The following is a 20,705-nucleotide window of genomic DNA, read 5'->3' on the forward strand; positions in this document are numbered from 1 at the left end:
GGCTCAGGCACCCGCGGGGAGCGGGCCGATCCACTTCTCGTAGATCTTCTTGTACTCGCCGTCCTGCTTGGACTCGTCGATGGCCTGGTTGATCATCGCGAGGAGCTTGGGGTTGTGGCCCTTGCGGACCGCGAAGCCGTACTGCTCACCGGTGTTGAGATTGGCCGCGACGCCGTACGCGGAGTTCGCCGGGTCCTTCAGCCACCCCTGCACGACCGGGTAGTCCTCGACGATGACGTCCACCTGGCCGCTGCGCAGGCCGTTGAGCAGGCTCGCCGAGTCCTTGAACGACTTGGGGTCGAAGCCCTTGCCCTGGACGTACTCCTCGCCGGTGGTCTGGGCCTGCGACCCGACCTTGAGCTTCTTGGCCTTGACGTCGTCGAGCGAGGTGAACGTGGTGCCCTTCTTGGCCATGAGCGCCTGCGTGGCGTTGAAGTAGGGCTTGGAGAAGTCGATGAACTTGGCCCGGTCCGGCTTGATCGTCATACCGGCGGCGGCGAGGTCGCACTTGCCCGCGTTGAGCGCCGATCCGGTCTTGATCGTCTCGAAGGGCGTGTCGATCACCTGCTGGGTCACGCCGAGCTTCTTGGCCACCAGGTCGATCACGTCGACGTCGAAGCCGACGACCTTGCCACCCTGTGCGGACTGGAACGGGGGGTACGGCAGGTGGGTGCAGGTGGTCAGGTGCCCCTTCTTCACAAGCTTGGCACCCTGGACCGTCACCTCCTTGCCTCCGTTACCGCACGCCGCGACGATGAGGGCGGTCACGCAGAGCCCGGCGCTGGCGGCCAGCCGGCGACGTAGAGACACAGTTCCTCCAGGATCCCTGTAAGCAATGCCCGAGACTATGTCATATCTGCCACTACCAGGAGAGACGACGCCAGGTCACGGCTTCGCCACGGTGAGGAACCGTGCGGCGATCGGGGCGGCGACCTTGCCGCCCTCTCCCCCGCGCTCGACGTAGACCGCGAACGCGAGGTCGCCGCGGTAACCGATGAACCACGCGTGCGTGTGACCGGCGGAGCCGTACTCCGCGGTGCCGGTCTTGCCGTGGGTGCCGGCGGGCAGATGGGCGTGCGCGGCCGTCCCGTAGCTCACGACGGCGCCCATCATCGAACGGAGTCCACCGGCGACCGCGGCGGGGAGCCGCCTGGCCTCTCGGTGGCCGACCAGGTGCTCGACGACCAGCCTCGGCGACCGGTACGTGCCGTCGCCCACCGCGGCGGCGACGACGGCCATGTCGAGGGTGGTGGCCTGCACCTTCCCTTGGCCGATGGACGCCTCGGCGAGAGCATTGCCCTGGGCGTCCTTGGGAAAGTCGCCGGAGTAGGCCGCGACACCGGGGTCGAAGTGGGAGCCGAACCCGAACGCCTTCGCGGCGTCCGCCAGCCGGTGCGTGCCCGCCGTGACGCCGAGCCTGGCGAAGGTCGTGTTGCAGGACTCAGCGAAGGCGCGCGTGAGCGGCACCGAGCCGAGGGCGAAGTCGCCGGCGTTGTGGATCGTGCGCTGCGCCGCCACGGTGACCGCCGGGCAGGCGACGGAGGCACCGGGCGACATTCCCCCGTCCAGGACGGCGGCGCCGGTGATCACCTTGAACGTCGACCCCGGCGGGTTCAGGCCGAGCAGGGCGCCCTTCGGCTCCTCCAGCCGGTCGGCGATCGCGACGATCTCGCCGGTGGAGGGCCGCAGCGCCACGAGCGCGGCGGGCGCCGATCCCACCGCGCGGTCGGCGGCCGTCTGCAGCCGCCGGTCGAGGGTCGTACGGACCGGTTTTGCATGGTCGCCGCCGAGGAGCTTGACCCGCTGCGCCGCCCGTCCGGGGTTCCACAGCTCGACCGCCCAGCCGGGATCGCCGGCGTCGTCGGGGCCGAACCGGTCGGCGACGTCGGCGAGGTAGGGCTGGACGCTGCTGTCGGCGGGCAGCTGCTTGCCGTCGGCGGCCACCGGCGCGGACGGGGCCGCGGCGAGCCGGGCGAGCACCAGTTGCCCGCCGTCGGCGAGCGAGGGGTACAGGGTGGCCGGCGACCAGCGCACCCACCAGCGCCCGTGCCGGCGGCCGAGCCGCAGGACCGCGTGGAAACTCCAGGTGCCGATGCCGGATAACTCGCGTTCGACCTTGTAGTCCACTGACGCGGTGTTCCCCTGGCGTACCGGCCGGGCGGGCTCGAACCCCACCGCCTGTACGTGCAGGGCCTTGGACAACGTGCGGTGCTGGTAGGCGAAGTCGGCGGGCGGGTCGTCGACCAGGCGCCGCATCCCGTCGTTGTCGCCCCTGCCCCAGGCGGCGAAGTATCTCCGCGCCGCCTCTTCGGGCGTGGCCGACCCGCCCGGCGGCCGCAGCGCGGCGCACGAGAACGCCGCCGCCAGGACGAGCACGACGACTCCCCCGACAAGGACAAGGACTCTGCGCATGCCCACCGGCTCCCCTGTGCGACCACGCCAACTTGATCAGCCGGTGCCGTCCTTGGGCGAGGAGGGTGGCCTGTTCCGGCCAGAATCAGCCGGCGTCCGGCGGCATCGGGCCCATCCACTTCTCGTAGATCCGCTGGTACGCGCCGTCGCCGCGGCTGCCGGCGATGACCTGGTCGATCAGCCGCAGCAGGCCCGGGTTGCGGGTCTTGCGCACCGCGAAGCCGTACCGCTCGCGAGTACGCAGGCCCGCGACGATCGTGAAGTCGGCGTTGTCCTGGTCGGTCAGCCAGTAGCGCACCACCGGGTCGTCCTGCACGAGGACGTCGACCTGGCCCGTACGGAGCGCGCCGAGCTCGGTCACGGAGTTCTCGTACGCCTTGAGCGTCCAGCCGCGCGTCCGCGCGTACTCCTGGGCCGTGGTGCCCACGACGACGCCGACCCGCAGCCCGTCCGCGGCGATGTCGTCGGCCTTCAGCCGTGGCTGCCTGCGTGCCATCAGCACGAGCCCCGAGTTGAAGTAGGGGCGGGAGAAGTCGATCGCGGCCGCCCGGTGACTGTTGATCGTCATACCGGCCGCGGCGACGTCACACTCGCCGCCCGCGAACACCTTGCCGGACGTGATCGCGGTGAAGTCGGTGTCGACGACCTTCTGGCGGAGGTGCAGCCGCCGCGCCACGAGGTCCATCAGGTCGACGTCGAAGCCGACCACCCTGCCCCGGCGCTCGAACTGGAACGGGGCGTACGGCAGATGGGTGCAGGTGGTCAGCACGCCCCGGGCGACCAGGCGAACGCCCTGGACGGTATCGCCGCCCGCGCCGGTGCCACAGGCGGCCAGCGATAAGGCCGCGACCGCGAGAACAACGGCCGGCCGCGACGGACCGATGGGGTGCACGGGGGCCTCCGAGGGGTTCGGATCTTCGGCGGGCGGGCAGGGACGACCCGGTCACTGAGGTGAGTCAACCAGTTGCGGGGCGTTACTTCCAGTCGACCGCCCATGGACGGACACCGGCCCCACGACCGGGCGCCGGGGCCGGGGAGCGGCGGACCGGGGTCGCAGGCCAGGGATCTCAGGTTCCGGGGGGGCGGGGGTCCAGGGGCGGAGGCCCGCAGAGGCGGAGACCCGCAGAGGCGGAGACCCGGAGAGGCGGAGACCCGGAGAGGCGGAGACCCGGAGAGGCGGAGACCCGGAGAGGCGGAGACCCGGAGAGCGGCCGGGCGAAGGCCATGGGGTGACCCGAGGACGAGGGGCCGGAGTGCGGCGCAGGAGAGGCCGGAGGGTGAGAGCCCCGAAATCCGGGGTCTGGAGGCCCCTGGACGAGATCCCAAAGCCGCAGACCCAGGCCGAAGGCCAGAGAGCCCAGCCCACATAGCCGAGGCCAGAGGGCCAGGGGATGCCTGGGAAACGCCCGGCCGACCGAGCCGGGCCTACCCTGCCGCAGACGCTGGGCCAGCGTCCTCACACAACCCCGCCCCGACCACCCACTCACCATCCCTCCATCCCGCCGCACCCCACCAATGCACCGCAGCTCGCGCCGGGCCTACCCTGCCGCCCACGCCGGCCCAGCGTCCTCACACAACCCCACCCCAACCACCCACTACCTGACCACCCCGCCACACCCACAAAAGCACCGCAACACGCCACGATCGCCGCCAGATGGTCACCGCCCGCTGGTGCGCCCGCCGCGTCACCGGCCCCCCTGCGCACGCCGACCGTGACCACCATCGCCCAGCGCCCACCTGCCTTTGCCACGCGCGGAAACGCCGTCGAAAAATGTCGTACCCCCCAGGGACCATGCTCCTATGACGTGCGTTGAAGAGCAGGTGAGCGCTCCCCCGCCGACGCGCCTTCCCGGTTTCCTTCACACGCGCGTCGGTGGGCTGCCACGTGCGTTCTGGGCGCTGTGGGCGGGCTCCTTCGTCAACCGGCTCGGCACGATGGTCGAGCCGTTCCTCGCCTTCTACCTCACCGGCGTGCGCGGGTTCTCGCTCGCCGCCACCGGTGCCGTGCTGGCCCTGTTCGGGCTGGGGTCGGTGATCTCGCAGGTGCTGGGCGGCGTGCTGGCCGACCGCGTCGGGCGGCGTGCCACGCTGACCGGCGGCATGCTGGCGACCGCCGCGGCGATGCTCGCGCTCGGCTACGTCACGACGACGCCCGTCGTGATCGCGGTCGTGTTCGTGCTCGGCGTGACCATCGACATGTACCGCCCGGCCTCCCAGGCGCTGGTGGCGGACCTGGTCGCGCCGGCCGACCGGCCGCGCGCCTACGGTCTGCTGTTCTGGGCGATCAACCTCGGCTTCGCCGTCGCGATGGTGCTGGGCGGCACGCTGTCACGCGCGGGCTTCTCCTGGCTCTTCTGGGTCGACGCGGCCACGTGCGCCGTGTACGCGGTCCTCATCTGGCGTGCCGTTCCCGAGACCCGCGTACGCCGGGCCGACCGCGAGCCGGGCGGGTTCGCCGACGTGCTGCGCGACCGGGTGGCGGTCGCCTCGGTCCTCATCGTGTTCGGGTACGCGTTCGTCTACCTCCAGGCGTACTCCACACTTCCCCTCGCGATGGGCCACGGCGGGCTGCCGCCACAGGCGTACGGCCTGGCCATGGCGGTGAACGGCATCGGCATCGTGATCATCCAGCCGGTCGCCGTGGGCTGGCTGCAACGCCACGACGCGAGCCGCGTACTGGCCGCCGGCATGGGCGTCGTGGGGCTCGGCTTCGGGCTCACCGCGCTGGCGGGCTCGACCCTGACCTTCGCCGCGACGGTGCTGGTGTGGACGGTCGGTGAGGTGCTGTTCGCGGCCGTCTCCATGGCGATCGTCGCCGATCTCGCGCCGCCCCATCTCCGCGGACGCTACGGCGGGCTCTATGGGACGGCCTTCTCGGTCGCGGCTCTGCTCGGCCCGCTCGGGGGCAGTTGGCTGCTCGGGCATGGCACGTGGCTGCCGTGGCTGACCTGCGCGATCCTGTGCGCGGCCTCGGGCACCGGGGCCCTCGCGCTCGCGCCCGCCGTACGACGGAGGCGAAGCGAAGCCTTGACCGTTTAGCTCCCAAATGCCTAACTTCGAAAGTTGATACCCGAAGAAACGGCGCGCGAGCCGAATGGTGCAAGCATCAAGCTCGGCCGATACGGCGAGCCGGCTGAGAGTCCTTCGCGAGCGGAACTTCCGCTGGTTCTTCCTGGGCCAGTGTGCCTCGATGCTCGGCGACGGGATGGTCCCGCCGGCACTCGCCTTCGCCATCCTCGGACTCACCGGACGCGTATCCGACCTCGGGCTGGTACTGGCCGCCGGGACGGCGTCACAGGTGCTGTTCATGCTCGCCGGCGGGGTGATCGCCGACTGGCTGCCGCGCAACGCGCTGATGCTCGGTTCGGACCTGCTGCGCACCGTCAGCCAGGGCATCATGGCCCTGCTGCTGATCACCGGCACCGCGCGTGTCTGGCACCTCCTCGTCCTGCAGGTGGTGCACGGCCTGGCGGCGGCACTGTTCATGCCCGCGGTGCCGGGCCTGATCCAGTCCACCACCACCCCCGAACAGCGGCAGCCCGCCAACGCGCTCCGTGTGCTCGCCATGTCCGGCTCTCTCATCGTGGGCCCGGCCCTGGCGGGCATCCTGGTCGTGGCCCTGGGGCCGGGCTGGGCGATCGCCATCGACGCGGTGACGTTCGCGGCCAGTGCCGCGTGTCTCTCCCGGGTCCGGCTGGGCGACCAGGTCCGCCGGGGCCGCTACCGCTTCGGCCGCGACCTGGCCGACGGGTGGCGTGAGTTCCGGTCGCGCCGATGGGTGTGGAGCATCATCCTCGCCGCGTCCGTGATGAACCTCCTCTACGCCGGATTCTTGGTACTGGGACCCGCGGTCAGCGTGCGCGCCTTCGGCGGCGCCGGCGCGTGGGCGCTCATCTCCGCCACGTTCGGCACGGGATGCCTGGGCGGCAGCCTCGTCGCACTGTGCGTACGCCCGCGGTTCCCGCTGCGGTCGGCCCTGATCGTGATGGTGGCGTTCGCGTGGCCGACCCTCACACTGGCGGCGGGCCTGACCGTGGGCGTGGTGGCGGCCGCGGCGTTCTGCGGCGGGATGGTGATGATGGTCTTCAACACGCTGTGGGAGACCACCCTGCAGCAACACATCCCGGCCACCTCACTGTCGCGGGTGAGCGCCTACGAATGGGCCGGCGCGGTCGCGTGCCAGCCGCTCGGACTGGTGCTCGTCGCACCGGTGGTCGGCCGACTCGGCCTGCACGCGACGTTGTGGACCGCGGGAGCGCTTCAGATCCTCGTGGCCCTCTTCCCCCTGCTCGTACCCGAGGTCCGCACCCTCCCCTCCCCCGCGCGGGAGCCCGTCTACGCCTCACCCTCCAACCGGACCTAGCGTCTGCCTCACAGCCATGCTGTCGCCGTGTGGCGCCGCCCTGGATGGCGCCGACTGGGTGGCACCATCCTGGATGGCGCCGCTCCGGGGTTGCACCACCCGGGTTATCCACAGAACCCCGCTCTACTTCCGCCCGCCGCTATTCCCGCTGGACAATAAAAGTGGGATGGCACCCCCCGGGCGGGTGGGCTCCAGGTGGGTGGGCTCCAGGTGGGTGGGCTCCACGACGGTGGGCTCCACGACGGGGCAGGCCCAGACCGAGGACTTCGAGACAGCTCTAAGGACCAGGTCTAAAACTGTCGGACGGATGGCGTTCGCGGTGAATGGTGTCCGGGCGGCGCGTCGGGAGGCGGAGGGGGAGAGGTCGGCCGGCGCGGCGTCGTCTGGGTGCCGCGTGGCAGGACAGGACAGATACGCGCTGGTACGGAAGATGACGCAGGTGGAGGCCTTGCGCTCTCCTGGCGCCGACGCCGTCCGCACCGGCGTCGGCGGGCCGGTCTAGGCTCGATGCCGTGGCACAGTTGCGCATCGCTCTCGCACAGGTCAACGGGACCGTCGGTGACCTCACCGGGAACGCCGACCTGATCCTCGAGTGGACCCGGCGCGCCGCCGAGCGCGGCGCCCATCTCATCGTCTTCCCGGAGATGTTCCTGACCGGGTACCCGGTGGAGGACCTTGTCCTGCGCAAGTCCTTCGTCGACGCCTCCATCGAGACCCTCCAGGCGACGGCGCGGCGGCTCGCCGATGAAGGGCTCGGCGGCATTCCGGTCGTCGCCGGCTACCTCGACCGGCGCAGCGACGTCGTCGACCGGGTCGGCCAGCCGGCCGGTGCCCCGCTCGACGCGGCCGCGGTGCTGTACGAGGGACGGGTCGTGGTCCGTACGGCAAAGCACCATCTGCCCAACTACGGCGTCTTCGACGAATACCGCTACTTCGTGCGCGGGGACCGGCTTCCGGTCTTCCGCCTGCACGGCACCGACGTCGCCGTCGCGGTCTGTGAGGACCTGTGGCAGGACGGCGGGCCGGTCGCGCTGGCCCGCGAGGCCGGGGCGCAGCTGCTCGTCGTGCCGAACGCCTCGCCGTACGAGCGCAACAAGGACGACGTACGCCTGGAGCTGTGCGCCCGGCGGGCACGCGAGGCGGGCTGCGCGCTCGCGTACGTCAACCTGGTCGGCGGCCAGGACGAGCTGGTCTTCGACGGCGACTCGGTCGTCGTGTCCGGCTCGGGTGAGCTGCTCGCCCGCGGACCGCAGTTCGCCGAGGATCTGCTGGTGACGGACCTCGAGCTGCCCGAGGCACCCGCGGCGTTCGAGCCCGGCGAGACGCCGGCCGACGCGCACGACGGCACCACGATCACGATCGAGCGGGTGCTCCTGTCCTCCGATCCCGTGGCCCCGTACCCGGCCGAGACTCCGCCCGTCGCCGAGCCTCTGGGCGACCTGGGCGAGGTGTACGGCGCGTTGGTGCTCGGCGTACGCGACTACGCCCGCAAGAACGGCTTCGGCTCGGTGATCCTCGGCCTGTCGGGCGGCATCGACTCCGCACTGGTGGCCACGATCGCCGCCGACGCCCTCGGGCCGGACAACGTACACGCGGTGCTGATGCCGAGCCGCTACTCCAGCGACCACTCGATCACCGACGCGGAGGACCTGGTCAAACGTCAGGGCATCCACGGCCGTACGGTGCCGATCCGCGGGATGGTCGACGCGTACGAAGCCGAGCTCGACCTGACCGGCCTCGCCGCGGAGAACCTCCAGGCACGGGTACGCGGCAACATCCTCATGGGACTGTCCAACGAGCACGGCCATCTCGTGCTCACGACGGGCAACAAGAGCGAGCTGGCGACCGGCTATTCGACGCTGTACGGCGACTCGGCCGGCGGCTTCGGTCCGATCAAGGACGTGCCGAAGGTGACCGTGTTCGCGCTCTGCCGGTGGCGCAACGAGCAGCCGGCCGGCCTGCCACCGCTCGTACGCGCCTCGGCGACGCCGCCGATCCCGCAGAACATCATCGACAAGCCGCCGTCGGCCGAGCTGCGTCCGGGCCAGCTGGACACCGACTCGCTGCCGCCGTACGAGATCCTCGACGCGTTGCTCGACGACTACGTCGAGAAGGACATGGGCCACGACGCGCTGATCGCGGCGGGCCACGACCAGGAGCTGGTCGAACGGATCATCCGGCTGGTCGACGCGGCGGAGTACAAGCGCCGCCAGTATCCGCCCGGTCCCAAGATCACGCCGAAGAACTTCGGCCGCGACCGCCGCCTCCCGATCACCAACCGCTGGCGCGAGATCGCCGCGCCGGGCACACCCGACCCGGCACGGGTCAGCACACGGCAGAACGCCCGCGACGCCTGAGCCGGTTCGGCCGGGCCGCGGCGGCTGCGGACGTACGGGTCGACGGTGGACCTGTCGCGCCGGGACCGCGCCCGTGAGCGCTACGAGCAGGCGTGCCGGTGAGGCCGCCCGGCCTCGCCGTCGCGCCGACTCGGTGCGAGGGGCGTTCCCGCGCTGCTCCCGCTCGCCGAAGTAGTCCCCGAGAACGTCCAAATCGAGCATCGGCGTGGTCGCGCCGCGACGGCGGCGGCCACGGCGCGCATGTGGTGGAGCGCGTCGACCTCGCCGTCGGACCAGTGCCACCCAATGCCGCGCGGGCGTACCGACGACGGCGTCCAGGGCTGCGACGCGCGAGGCGCCATCGGCGGAGGCGGAGGCTCAGAGGTGGTGCGCCTCGCCGGGCCACGCCTCCATGAGGCGCTCGCCACCGCCGGGAAGCTCGATCTCGCACCAGACGACCTTGCCCTGACCGGCGAGCCGGGCGCCCCAGCGTTTCGCGAGGCGGTGGACGACCTGGAGGCCGCGGCCGTTCTCGTCGTCCTCGGCGGCCTGGCGGGCCCGCGGCAGCGCGTCCGAGCCGTCGCGTACCTCGAAGACGAGCGTGCGGTCGAGCAGCATCCTCAGGCCGATGTCGCCGTTGGCGTACCGCAGGGCGTTGGTGACGAGCTCGGACACGAGCAGCTCGGCGGTGAAGGACAGCTCCTGCAGCTCCCACGACTCCAGCGTGCTGCGCACCCGGCCGCGCGCGTCGCGTACGGCCGACGGGCGGGCCGGGAGGGTCATGGAGACCACGTGCTCTTCCGGCAGGCGCCGGAGGCGGGCGATGAGTACGGCGATGTCGTCGCGGTCGTGGTCGGAGTAGGCGCCGTCGAGGGTCGACTTGGCGAGATCCTCGAGCGGGCTGAGCAGCGCCTCCGGCCCGAACACGCGGCGCAGCCGTGCGAGCCCGTCGTCGATGTCCTGGCCGCGGTTCTCCACCAGGCCGTCGGTGTAGAGCACGAGGATGCCGCCGTCGCCGATGGTGAAGGTGCGGGTCTCGATCATGCCTTCGCCGACACCGAGCGGCGGCGCCGGCGAGACGTCGAGGAACTCACTCGTGCCGCCGGGTTGCAGCAGCAACGGCGGAAGGTGGCCGGCGGAGGCGATCTCGCACGTGCCGTCGGTCGCGTCGTACACCGCGTACACGCAGGTCGCGAAGGCGGGTTCGCGCTCGCCGATGCCGTGCATCAGGTCGTCGACCTGCTGGAGGCCGTCGGCGGGCGACAGCTCCAGGTTGACGATCGTCTGGAGCGCCGTACGCAGCCGGCCCATCGTGACGGCGGCGCGTACACCGTGACCGGCCACGTCGCCGACGATCAGGGCGACGCGTCCGCCGGGCAGGGCGATGGCGTCGTACCAGTCGCCGCCGACCTCGATGAGCTGGTTGCCGGGCAGGTAGCGGTGGCGGATCTCGACGCTGGAGGGCGCGGTGAGTCCGGTCGGCAGCATGCTGCGCTGGAGCGTGAGCGCGGTCGCACGTTCACGGCTGTAGCGGCGCGCGTTGTCGATGTAGAGGGCGGCGCGGGCGGCGAAGTCCATCCCGATCTCGACGTCGTACGCGTCGAAGGCGCGGTGGGCGTCGCTGCGGGTGCACACGATGAAGCCGAGTGTCGTGCCCCTGGCGATCAGCGGCAGCAGGACCATGGAGACGCCGTCGAGCAGCCGGGCCACGGGCGCCCGCCGCCACGCCCGCGCGATGCGGCGTGCGGCGTCGCTGTCGAGGTGGGTCTCGAGGATCGGCCCGCCGGTCGCCATGCAGCGCGCGTACGGCGTGCCGGGCGGGTACGCGAGGACCTCACCGGCCGGGAACGCGGCGCTCCAGCTGGGAAAGTCGTTGTCGGCGGCGACCGCCAGCCGGTGCAGCACCGCCGTGCCCTCCGGGGAGAAGGACGGCACCTCGTCGGCGCCCATGATGCTCTCCCTGATGAGCACCCCGGCGGAGTTGCAGAAATGCGGGACGACCACACCGACGAGCTCCTGCGCCATCTGCTCGAGGTCGAGCATCGCGCTGATACGGGGCAGCGCGTCGTCCAGGAGTGCCCATCTCATCAGGGCCGGGTCGGTGAAACGCTCCAGGTCGGTCACGGCGACCCGGATCATCATCAGCCCGCCGCCCTCACCCTCGCGCGCGTGCATGGGGACGACGGTGACCACGGCGTCGTGGGCCACACCGTCTTCTTCCTGGACACTGAGGACCGCGGTGCGTTCCTGGTTGGTGTCCAGCGCGTCGAGCAGCCCGGCGAGGGCCTCTTTGCCGTCAACGGCGAACAGATCGGCCGCGTCGGTGCCGACGATGTCCTCAGAAGCGCGGCCGACCACACCCGGGGCGTTCTGACCGCATTGGAGGATCTCGCCGGAGCGGCCGATGCCGAGCACGAGTGTTCTCGCCGAAGAATCGGCCATGACTGACGAACCCTTCCGTTGTCCCGTCGCCGCATCCTTGCATCAGGTCAAGTATGTCGAATTCGCCGCTAAATACGAGACAAACCAAATTTGTCGACTCCAGGCTGCGAGACAACCGTCACCAGTTGATCACAGATCCTGTCCTTCCACCCTCGATCCCGTGGCCCCCCACGCGGGCGGCTGGGGTGGGCCCGGCCCCTCCCGGACGTCGCACGGCCGCCCTCGCGGCGAACCGCTACCAGAACAGGACCATATCCCTTTGGAGCAGGGCTTCACCGTGCATGGAAAAGGTCGCATCCGTCACTGTGCGACCGGTCCGCCGCTGGAATGCCGGAACCGCCCCTGACGACCGACGCCACGGTGCCGTGAGGCGGCACGGTACGAGGGTGCCGATCGGGGACCGGTGAGCTGGGCCGGCGGACAGCTCCTGGCCGCCCTACCCGGCACGTCCTGCCCCTGGCCAGGCGCAGGACGATCGGTTCGGCCCGGAGGGCGGGACGGTCGGTTCGGCCCGGAGGACGGGGCGGTCGGTTCGGCCCGGAGGACGGGGCGGTCGGTTCGGCCCGGAGGACGGGGCGGTCGGTTCGGCCCGGAGGACGGATGGTGAGCCCCGGCCGGAGGACGGGGCGGTCGCACAGCGATCCGCCAGGCCGCAGCGCATGCCCAGGACACGCAGTGCGGGGCCCGAAGGGCAAGGTCGGCGGCCCGTCCCAGAGGACGGGGGTGGTCGCAACTGCCAGGCCGCAGCCCGCAGCCCGCCCCCCGCCACAATCCGGCCCGAAGGGCAGGTGGCCCGCCCCAGCCGGAAGGCGAGGCGGTCACACAGCAACCCGCCAAGCCGGAGCGCACGCCCGCGCCACACAGTCCGGCCAGAAGGCCCGGCGGCCGGCCCCGGCCCGGAACCCAGGGCCGCCACACAGCAACCCGCCAAGCCACAGCGCACGCCCACGCCACACAGTCCGGCCCGGCGGGCAGGCGGCCGATCATGGCCCGGAAGGCGGGGCGGTCACACAACAACCCGGCAGGCCGCAACGCACGCCCACGCCACACAGTCCGGCCAGAAGGGCAGGCGGCCGACCCCGGCCCGGAACCCAGGGCCACCACACACCAACCCGCCAAACCACAGCGCACGCCCACGCCACGCAAGCCGGTCCGACGGGCAGGCCGGCCCTGGGGTGAGTCAGTTCGTACCGATGCCGGCGAGGAGGGCGTCGATCACTTTGCCCGGGAAGTCGTCCGGCACCGGGCCCGCGCCCCAGGCGCGGGCGCGGTGGGCGACCGCGCCCATGATGAGCCAGAGCGTCACCTCGACGTCGAGGTCCGCTCTCAGCTCGCCCGACTCGATGCCGCGGCGCAGCACCCGGCGGATGACGTCGCGGCGCGGTTCGATGACCTCGCGGTTGAAGCGGGCGATCAGCTCCGGGTACCGCTCGGCCCCGCTCATGATGCTCCAGTAGCAGTCGAGCCGCTTCTTGTCGCTCTTGTCCGTCATGAAGGCCCGTGCGATGGCGACGAGGTCGTCCCGTACCGAGTCGCCGACCGGTACGGGGAACGGCTCCTTCAGCGCGGCCAGGGCGTCGATGATCAGCGCTTCCTTGTTGGGCCAGCGCCGGTAGATCGTCGTCTTGCCGACGGCCGCTCGTGCGGCGACGGCTTCGATCGAGACGCCGGCCACGCCGCCCTCCTCGGCGAGCAGGTCGACCGTCGCTTCGATGATCGCCCTGTCCGCGCGCTCACTGCGGGGGCGTCCGGGTGGACGCACGGTGAGCTTCGTGACCGGTCCGTCACTCGTCTGAGTCATCGCGGTTCACCGTCTCACACCTCGATGTGCTCTGGCTGCGAGGCGGACGGCTCCAGGACCTCATCGGACCCTTTTCCCGGCATCCACTTGAGTACGACGAAGACGCCGAGCAGGGCGACCGCGGATGAGATCGCCGAGGTCACATGCATGGCGTGCACGAACGACTGGTGTGCGGGGGCGAGGATCGTCCGGCCGGCCGGGCCGAGCCTTTCGGCCACTCCCCCGGTGGCGCCGATCGACTCCCCCGCGGCGTCGCGCAGCTTCGCGGGCAGGGCCGCCAGGTGCGGCTTCATGTCGGACCGGTAGATCGAGGAGACCAGTGAGCCGAGTACGGCGACGCCGAGCGCGATCGCGACCTGACGGGCGATGTTGTTGATCGCCGATCCGGATCCCGCCTGTTCGCGTGGCAGTACCGCCATGACCGCGGTGGTGGCCGGCGGCATGACCATGCCCATTCCGGCGCCCTGGACGAAGAACGTGACCTCGAGCAGCCAGATCGGGCTGTCCACGGTGGCGGTCAGGTGGTAGCTCAGCAGGGCGAGCGCGACCATGAACAGCCCGGTCGCGGCCACTCGCCGGGCCCCGAAGCGCGCGACGAACGTGGCGCTGCGCGGTGCGACGAGCAGCTGCCCCACCGCCAGCGGCAGGGACAGCAGGCCCGCGCGCAGTGGGCTGAAGCCGCGGACGCTCTGCAGGTACAGCGAGATGAACAGGACGACGCCGCCGAGCGCGAAGAAGACGAGTCCGATCGCGCCGACCGACGCCGACAGGCGGCCGTCGCGGAACAGCCTGACGTTCAGCGACGGGTGTTCGATGCGCGACTCGTACCAGACGAACGCGCCGAGGAGCACGATGCCGGCGATGACCGCGCCGTACACCTGCGGGGCGGTGACGGTGGCCTTCTCTCCGCCCTCGATGATCCCGTAGGTCAGCAGCACCAGACCGGCGATCGACAGCAGCACGCCGCCGAAGTCGATCTTCATGTGCCGTCCGCGGGACTCGGGGACGAGCAGGGAGACGGCGATCACTCCGACCACGACGATCGGGACGTTGATCAGGAAGACCGAACCCCACCAGAAGTGGTCGAGCAGCAGCCCGCCGGTGATCGGCCCGATCGCGATCCCGATGCCGACCGCCCCGGCCCAGATGCCGATGGCGCGGCCCCGCTCCTCGGGCTCGAAGACGTTGGCGATGATCGACAGCGTCTGCGGCATGACCGCCGCGCCGCCGAGGCCCATTGCCGCGCGGGCCAGGATGAGCTGGCCGGGCGTCTGGGCGTACGAGGAGACCAGGGACGACAGGCCGAACATCACCATGCCGATGACCAGCATGCGCCGGTGGCCGATCCGGTCGCCCAGGACGCCGAAGGTGAACAGCAGGCCCGCGAAGACGAGCGTGTAGGCGTTGATCGCCCACTCGAGCTGCCCCTGCGAGGCGCCCAGGCCCTGTCGCGGATCCGCGATGGTCTTCAGGGCGACGTTGAGCACGGTGTTGTCGAGGACGATGACAAGAAGGCAGATGACCAGGACGTACAGGATCGTCCAACGCCTCTTGTGGATGGTCTGCGGATCCATGTAGACCCTTCACGGTATATCGATACGATGCTGTTGCGTATCAGAACACCTCCGGCCATGGATCTCTTCCCGGCAATACGCGACGATCCCGTTTCGTTACTCGACCCGAAATTTCGGGGCTGTTCGCGCCGTTACGTCCGTGAAATCATCGGTGACGTCCGGGGACGCCAGAGCGGCGCCTCGAGGCTGGAGGTATCGATGTCTGCATCTCAGAGTCAGCCGACCGCGCTCTACGGCGGCGGCCAGACCGGACGCCGCGTGACCGTACGCGACCTCGCGACGGCAAAGGAACGCGGCGAGAAGTGGCCCATGCTCACCGCGTACGACGCGCTGACCGCGCGGGTGTTCGACGACGCCGGGATTCCGGTCCTGCTCGTCGGCGACTCCGGGGGCATGGTGGTCCTGGGCTACGACTCCACGATCCCGGTGACCGTCGACGAACTGCTCCCGCTCACCGCCGCCGTCGTACGCGGCACGTCGCGCGCGCTGGTCGTCGCGGACATGCCGTTCGGCTCGTACCAGACCGGCCCGGAGGAGGCGCTGCGCAACGCGGCGCGTTTCCTCAAGGAGGCCGGCGCCCACGCGGTCAAGCTCGAGGGCGGCGAGCGCGTGCTCCCGCAGGTCGAGACACTGGTCGCGGCCGGCATCCCGGTCATGGCCCACCTCGGCCTCACGCCCCAGTCGGTGAACGCCTTCGGCGGCTACCGGGTCCAGGGGCGCGGCGAGGCGGGCGAACGCCTGATGTCCGACGCCAAGGCCATGGAGGCGGCGGGCGCGTTCTCGCTCGTGCTCGAGTGCGTGCCGGCGGAACTCGCCGAGCGGGTGACCCACGCGCTGTCGATCCCGGTCATCGGCATCGGGGCCGGGTCCGGCACCGACGCCCAGGTGCTCGTCTGGCAGGACATGGCCGGGCTCACGCCGCAGACCGCCAAGTTCGTCAAGCGGTACGCCGACGTGGCCGGGGTGCTGCGCTCCGCCGTCGAGGAGTACGCCGCCGACGTCGTGTCCGGCGCGTTCCCGGCCGAAGAGCACTCCTACCGCTGAGTCGGCCGCCCGCGAACCGTGATCATGCAATAGGTTGCGGTGTATCGCATGATCACGGAGCGGACGCTTCGGCGCCGCACGACGCCGGAGGACGCACGCCGACATGACCCTCTCCCCGGGGCCGCCACCTTGGCCGATTCCGCCGTCGTGGACCGTCACGACCCCGTCGGCGGCGACCGGGCCGCCGCCTCCGGCGGAGCCGGTGACGCCGCCGTCCGGCCCACCGCACCGGACCGTCGCTCTGCTCGCCCCGGACGACGCCGGCGTACGTGACGTCCTCGGCGCCGTACCGGGAGTGCGGGTGGACGCGAGGTCGATACCCGCCCCTGCCCCGGGCTTCGCCGGCGTACGTGACCTGGCGGACGCCGCGGCGCGCGCGCTGAGCGAGGGCGCGGACGGCGTCGTGATCGTGGCGGGCACGGAGGCGCCGGACGAGACGGCATGGGCACTGGACCTGCTGCACCCCGGCGACGCGCCTCTTGTGCTCGCCGCCAACCCCGACCACACCACGGACGTCGCGGACGCGATCAGCGTCGCGGCCGCCGCGCCGTACCGCGCCGGCTGCCTGCTCGTCACACGCGGCGAGATCCACGCGGCACGGCACGTCCGCCGCATCGGCACCGACGCGCTCGTTCTGGCCTCGCCCGGTGCCGGTCCGATGGGACACGTGACCGCCGGAGTGGTACGCCTGGCATGGCGCCCGCCGGAGCGGCTGACGTTGCGCGGCGGCACCGACGGCACCGCTGGAGGCACCGCTGGAGGCACCGCTGGAGGCACCAATGGTGGCACCCACGGCGGGCCCGGCGGAGGCTCTCCGCGTGTCGGCCTGCACACCGTGACCCTGGGCGACGACGGTGAGCTGCTCGGCGCCCTGGCCGAACGCTGTGACGGCCTGATCGTGACGGCCACCGCGACGGGCGGCGTGCCGCCCGAGGCCGCGGGCGCCCTCGCCGGGGCGTCGGCGCGCATCCCGGTCGTGCTCGTCTCCCCCATCGCCCACAGCTCGCTACCGGTGACCAGGCTGGACCCGCTGAAGGCCCGTGTGCTGATGCACCTGCTCCTCGCCGCGGGCCGGGACCGCGATGCCGTCATCGCCGCCTTCGCGGCCGCCGAGCGGCCCGGCCCGGCACAGCTCTAGGCCTGTCTCGAAGTCCCAGCTCTGGGACCCGCCCCGTCGTGGAGCCCACCCGTCGTGGAGCCCACCCGTCGTGGAGCCCACCCGTCGTGGATCCCACCCGCCCGGGGGTGCCATCCCACTCTCATTGTCCAGCCAGAACAACGGCGGGCGGAAGTAGAGCGGGGTTCTGTGGATAACCTCGGGCGGCGCCGCCCAAGCGCCGCCCACGCGCCACCCAAGCGGCGCCACACGGCAACGGCATGACCTTGGGACAGGCCCTAGAGCCTGTCCTCAAAGCCATATGAGCAGGGTGGCCAGGTCGATCATCCCTTGGTAGGACTGGGCGGTCTTGTCATAGCGGGTGGCGATGGCGCGGTACTGCTTGAGGCGGCCGAAGCAGCGTTCGACGACGTTGCGCCGGCGGTAGACGCGGGGGTCGAAGGCGGGTGGCCGGCCCCCTTGTGAGCCGCGGCGCCGACGGCCGGCTTGCTGGTCGACTCGTTCGGGGATGGTCGCAGCGATACCACGGCGGCGCAGGTAGGCGCGGATCGCGCGGGAGCTGTAACCCTTATCGGCGATCACCCGCACCGGACGCCGCCAAGGCCGCCCGGGCCGCTGCGCGGGGTGACGGCGGATGCAGATCCCGGCCATCACCTGCTCGAACATGGTGCAGTCATTGACGTTCCCGCCCGTCAGCACGACCGACAGGGGCCGACCGTGACCATCACAGGCAAGATGGATCTTTGTCGTGACACCGCCCCGGGACCGGCCGATAGCATGATCAACTGGTTCGGCCTGCCCGACCGGCGATTGTGCCCCCTGTGCGGCCGGCCGCCAGACGACGGGCTCCGGCGGCGTGCTGATGGGCCCGCACGATGGAGGAATCCACCGACACCTCCCGGTCCAGTTCATCGATCGCCTCGGCGATCACCTGCGCCTTAGAGACCAGCATCGTGAGCGTGCCGTTACGAGACCAGCGCCAAAACCGGTTGTAGACCGTCTTCCACGGCCCGTACCGCTCCGGCAGATCCCGCCAGGCCACCCCGGTCTTGGCCTTGAACAACATCCCATTGATCACCCGCCGGTCATCCACCCGCGGCCGCCCAGCAGCACCCGAAACAGGCAGCAACGGCTCAATCACCTGCCACTGCTCATCACTCAACTCATGCCTACGCACCACAAACCAAGATCAAACCAGACCAACCCAGCCAGCTTTGAGGACACGCCCTAGCCCGAAATGGCCAGTGACGCGGTGAGCACCTCGCGCGCCTCCGTGAGAGAGGGGCCGTACCACTCCAGGTGACGCCCGCTCACCAGCGCCACCGGCAGGTCCGGAAACGCCTCCGGGCCGTCGGCGGCGCCGAACGCGTACGGCTCGTCGGGCAGGATGACCACGTCCGGGCGGTGGTGGAGCATCCGCTCCACCGGCACCTTCGGGTACCGCTCGGCGTCGCCGGCGTACAGGTTCGCGACGCCGAGCCGCGCCAGAACGTCGCCGGCGAAGGTCTCGCGCCCCAGCACCATCCAGGGCCGCCGCCAGATCGGGACGACCGCCGTACGCGACGCCGGCGGCGGCGACTCCAGGACGTCCGCCCAGGCCGCGCGAGCGCCGGCCAGCCAGGACGGCTCGTCAAGGCCGCACGCGGCCAGCATCGCGCCCAGGCCGGTCAGCGCCTCGGGCAGGGTGCGGATGACCGTCACCCAGACCGGGATCCCGGCCGCGCGCAGGATCTCCAGGTCGGCCGGGCGGTTCTCCTCGAAGTTGGCCACGACCAGGTCAGGCTCCAGCGCGATGATCCGGTCCGTGTCGGGGTTCTTGGTGCCCCGCACCCGTACGACGTCCAGCCCGGCCGGGTGCGTGCACCAGTCGGTGGCACCGGCCAGGAGCCCCGGCGCGGTCGTGGCGATCGCCTCGGTCAGCGACGGCACGAGCGACACGACGCGCCGCACGCGCCCGGGCGGGCTCACGTCTCCAGGCGCGCGAGGAACTCCTCCGCCGTCATCAGGCCCGGGCTCAGGCCCTCGCGCGCCATCCGGTTCGCCAGGCTCCGCAGCAGCTCGTTCACGGGGGTCGGCACGCCGTGCTCGCGGCCGAGCAGGACGATCTCGCCGTTGAGGTAGTCGACCTCGATCGTGCCGGTGCCGCGCTGCAGGCTCTGGTGTGTCGAGCCGCCGAGCCGGTCGCGGCCACGGACCGGCCTGGCCCGCGCGAGCACGGTGACGCCGCGCTCGGCCTCGATGCCCGCCACGCGCAGGCAGGCGGCGCCCTCCTCGCGGGCCATGCGGGCGATCTCACGGCCGGCCTCGCCGGGGCCGATGACGGCCTCGACCGCGTTGCCGAGATTGGTCACCAGCTTGCCGTACTTGAAGCGCATGACGTCCGGGCGTACCTCCGCCTCGAACCCCGCGCCGGTGAACGCCTCGGCCAGCGCGACCGCGGTCGAGTCCTCACCGCGGGGGTACCGGCCGACGTCCAGCCGGCCGAAGACCGGTGCCATGTACGTCTCGACGACGCCGGGTTCGAGGAAGGACGCCGGCAGCAGCACGCAGACGCCGTACACCTCGGGGAAGCGCCGCAGGGCGAGGCGTTCGTTCTCAACGCCGTTCTGCGCGGAGGCGATGACGACGTCCGGCGGGGCGACCGCGGACAGCTCGGTCAGGGCGGCCGCGGTGTCCTGCGTCTTCATGGCCAGGAGCACGACGTCGCCGCCCGCGAACTTCACCTCGGCGGGCCGGTCGGCGACCGGAACGGGCAGAGTGAGGCTCTCGTCGGGGGTCTCGAGCCGCAGTCCGCGGTCGCGGATCGCCTCGTAGTGCGCGCCGCGGGCGATGAGCGTGACGTCGTGCCCCTGCTGGAACAGCCGGGCGCCGATGACGCCGCCGATCGCGCCCGCCCCGTAGACGACGAACCTCATACGCCGGTCACCCGGACGCCCGCGTGCGTCTTGTAGCGCCGGTTGACAGAGATGAGGTTGGCGGTCAGGGCCTCGACCTGGTGCGCGTTGCGGAGCCGGCCACCGTACAGACCGCGCACCCCGGCGATCCGCGCGGCCAGCGCCTGCACGATCCCGGTGGCCTCGCGGTCCTCGCCGAGCACCAGCACGTCGAGCTCGACCTCGTCGACCTCGGGGTCGAGGAGGACGACCGCGGAGACGTGGTGGAAGGCGGCGACGACGGTGCTGCCGGTCAGCACGGCCGCCGCCTGCTGGGCGGCGCTGCCCTCCTCCACCGGCAGTGCGTAGGCGCCCTGCTTGTCGAAGCCGAGGGGGTTGACGCAGTCGACGACGATCTTGCCGGCGAGGTCGTCGCGCAGCGACTCGAGCAGCGCCTTGTGGCCGTCCCACGGCACGGCGACGATCACCACGTCGGCCTCGCGCGCGGCGACGGGGTTCTCCTCGCCGCGTGCGCTCAGCCCGTCGCCGAGGCTCTGGGCCGCCTGGTGGGCGCGGTCGGCGCTGCGCGAGCCGATGATGACGTGATGTCCGGCGAGCGCGAAGCGGCGGGCCAGGCCCTTGCCCTGGTCTCCGGTGCCGCCGAGGATCCCGATGGACAGGCCGCTGACGTCCGGTGGTTCAGCCTGCGATGTGGTCATGACAGCGATCCTGCCAGGGCCCGA

Annotated in this window: 15 protein-coding genes; 5 read left to right on the top strand and 10 right to left on the bottom strand. The window is 71.5% G+C overall.

The annotated features are described in order from the left end of the window. Window positions 1–3 precede the first annotated feature (3 nt). The 3 genes from FB559_RS01420 to FB559_RS01430 form a co-directional block, all read right to left on the bottom strand. Complete coding sequence (locus tag FB559_RS01420; protein WP_141952410.1) at window positions 4–810, bottom strand: transporter substrate-binding domain-containing protein; 807 nt, start codon at window positions 808–810, stop codon at window positions 4–6. A 75-nt stretch (window positions 811–885) separates the two neighbouring features. Next, entirely contained in the window at window positions 886–2,412 is a 1,527-nt protein-coding gene (locus FB559_RS01425; RefSeq protein ID WP_141952413.1) for a penicillin-binding transpeptidase domain-containing protein, read from the bottom strand. A gap of 85 nt (window positions 2,413–2,497) precedes the next feature. Beyond that, window positions 2,498–3,304: an ABC transporter substrate-binding protein gene (locus FB559_RS01430; RefSeq protein WP_141952415.1), complete on the bottom strand. Its 807-nt coding sequence runs from the start codon at window positions 3,302–3,304 to the stop codon at window positions 2,498–2,500. A gap of 908 nt (window positions 3,305–4,212) precedes the next feature. On the opposite strand from FB559_RS01430, the gene FB559_RS01435 reads away from it, so the two are divergent. From FB559_RS01435 to FB559_RS01445, 3 genes are all read left to right on the top strand, one after another. After that, the gene (locus FB559_RS01435; RefSeq protein ID WP_141952417.1) at window positions 4,213–5,451 is read left to right on the top strand and encodes an MDR family MFS transporter; all 1,239 of its coding nucleotides are present in this window, start codon (window positions 4,213–4,215) and stop codon (window positions 5,449–5,451) included. Window positions 5,452–5,506: 55 nt separating this feature from the next. After that, a complete protein-coding gene (locus tag FB559_RS01440) occupies window positions 5,507–6,775 on the top strand; it encodes an MFS transporter (protein WP_141952419.1) in 1,269 nt (422 codons plus the stop codon). Window positions 6,776–7,287: 512 nt separating this feature from the next. Next, window positions 7,288–9,132: an NAD+ synthase gene (locus tag FB559_RS01445; RefSeq protein WP_141952422.1), complete on the top strand. Its 1,845-nt coding sequence runs from the start codon at window positions 7,288–7,290 to the stop codon at window positions 9,130–9,132. A 357-nt stretch (window positions 9,133–9,489) separates the two neighbouring features. On the opposite strand, the gene FB559_RS01450 is transcribed toward FB559_RS01445, so the two are convergent. From FB559_RS01450 to FB559_RS01460, 3 genes are all read right to left on the bottom strand, one after another. Further along, complete coding sequence (locus FB559_RS01450; protein ID WP_141952424.1) at window positions 9,490–11,553, bottom strand: ATP-binding SpoIIE family protein phosphatase; 2,064 nt, start codon at window positions 11,551–11,553, stop codon at window positions 9,490–9,492. A 1,180-nt stretch (window positions 11,554–12,733) separates the two neighbouring features. Then, window positions 12,734–13,354 (bottom strand): TetR/AcrR family transcriptional regulator, encoded by a 621-nt coding sequence (locus FB559_RS01455; protein ID WP_141952426.1) that lies wholly within the window; start codon window positions 13,352–13,354, stop codon window positions 12,734–12,736. Between the two features lie 14 nt (window positions 13,355–13,368). Further along, a complete protein-coding gene (locus FB559_RS01460; protein WP_141952429.1) occupies window positions 13,369–14,928 on the bottom strand; it encodes a DHA2 family efflux MFS transporter permease subunit in 1,560 nt (519 codons plus the stop codon). Between the two features lie 198 nt (window positions 14,929–15,126). On the opposite strand from FB559_RS01460, the gene panB reads away from it, so the two are divergent. Both panB and FB559_RS01470 read left to right on the top strand, forming a co-directional pair. Beyond that, on the top strand, window positions 15,127–15,972 hold the full coding sequence (gene panB / locus FB559_RS01465; protein WP_141952431.1) for a 3-methyl-2-oxobutanoate hydroxymethyltransferase: 846 nt from the start codon (window positions 15,127–15,129) through the stop codon (window positions 15,970–15,972). Between the two features lie 103 nt (window positions 15,973–16,075). Next, window positions 16,076–17,110 (top strand): asparaginase domain-containing protein, encoded by a 1,035-nt coding sequence (locus tag FB559_RS01470; protein ID WP_141952433.1) that lies wholly within the window; start codon window positions 16,076–16,078, stop codon window positions 17,108–17,110. Window positions 17,111–17,380: 270 nt separating this feature from the next. Here the strand turns inward: FB559_RS01470 and FB559_RS01475 are convergent. The 4 genes from FB559_RS01475 to npdG all read right to left on the bottom strand — a co-directional run bounded on the left by FB559_RS01475 (window position 17,381) and on the right by npdG (window position 20,681). Further along, a protein-coding gene (locus tag FB559_RS01475) for an IS5 family transposase (RefSeq protein ID WP_425455044.1) occupies window positions 17,381–18,269 on the bottom strand; the annotation gives its coding sequence in 2 pieces (ribosomal slippage) (window positions 17,381–17,876 and window positions 17,875–18,269; 891 coding nt in all). Between the two features lie 47 nt (window positions 18,270–18,316). After that, window positions 18,317–19,057 carry a helical backbone metal receptor gene (locus FB559_RS01480; RefSeq protein ID WP_141952435.1) on the bottom strand — a complete coding sequence of 247 codons (741 nt, stop codon included), beginning with the start codon at window positions 19,055–19,057 and terminating at the stop codon, window positions 18,317–18,319. After that, window positions 19,054–20,004 (bottom strand): ketopantoate reductase family protein, encoded by a 951-nt coding sequence (locus FB559_RS01485; protein WP_141952437.1) that lies wholly within the window; start codon window positions 20,002–20,004, stop codon window positions 19,054–19,056. Before FB559_RS01485 ends, FB559_RS01480 begins: the two co-directional genes overlap by 4 nt. Further along, window positions 20,001–20,681, bottom strand: coding sequence for an NADPH-dependent F420 reductase (gene npdG / locus FB559_RS01490; protein ID WP_141952440.1), 681 nt, complete (start codon window positions 20,679–20,681; stop codon window positions 20,001–20,003). Before npdG ends, FB559_RS01485 begins: the two co-directional genes overlap by 4 nt. Window positions 20,682–20,705: the final 24 nt, after the last annotated feature.

The sequence above is a fragment of the Actinoallomurus bryophytorum genome, from assembly GCF_006716425.1.
In the GTDB taxonomy this organism is placed as follows: domain Bacteria; phylum Actinomycetota; class Actinomycetes; order Streptosporangiales; family Streptosporangiaceae; genus Actinoallomurus; species Actinoallomurus bryophytorum.

Coding starts and splice junctions, on each gene's coding strand:
- FB559_RS01450 (WP_141952424.1), bottom strand. CDS start 11,553: ATGGCCGATTCTTCGGCGAGAACACTCGTGCTCGGCATCGGCCGCTCC.
- FB559_RS01425 (WP_141952413.1), bottom strand. CDS start 2,412: ATGCGCAGAGTCCTTGTCCTTGTCGGGGGAGTCGTCGTGCTCGTCCTG.
- FB559_RS01455 (WP_141952426.1), bottom strand. CDS start 13,354: ATGACTCAGACGAGTGACGGACCGGTCACGAAGCTCACCGTGCGTCCA.
- FB559_RS01470 (WP_141952433.1), top strand. CDS start 16,076: ATGACCCTCTCCCCGGGGCCGCCACCTTGGCCGATTCCGCCGTCGTGG.
- FB559_RS01485 (WP_141952437.1), bottom strand. CDS start 20,004: ATGAGGTTCGTCGTCTACGGGGCGGGCGCGATCGGCGGCGTCATCGGC.
- npdG (WP_141952440.1), bottom strand. CDS start 20,681: ATGACCACATCGCAGGCTGAACCACCGGACGTCAGCGGCCTGTCCATC.
- FB559_RS01460 (WP_141952429.1), bottom strand. CDS start 14,928: ATGGATCCGCAGACCATCCACAAGAGGCGTTGGACGATCCTGTACGTC.
- panB (WP_141952431.1), top strand. CDS start 15,127: ATGTCTGCATCTCAGAGTCAGCCGACCGCGCTCTACGGCGGCGGCCAG.
- FB559_RS01440 (WP_141952419.1), top strand. CDS start 5,507: ATGGTGCAAGCATCAAGCTCGGCCGATACGGCGAGCCGGCTGAGAGTC.
- FB559_RS01435 (WP_141952417.1), top strand. CDS start 4,213: ATGACGTGCGTTGAAGAGCAGGTGAGCGCTCCCCCGCCGACGCGCCTT.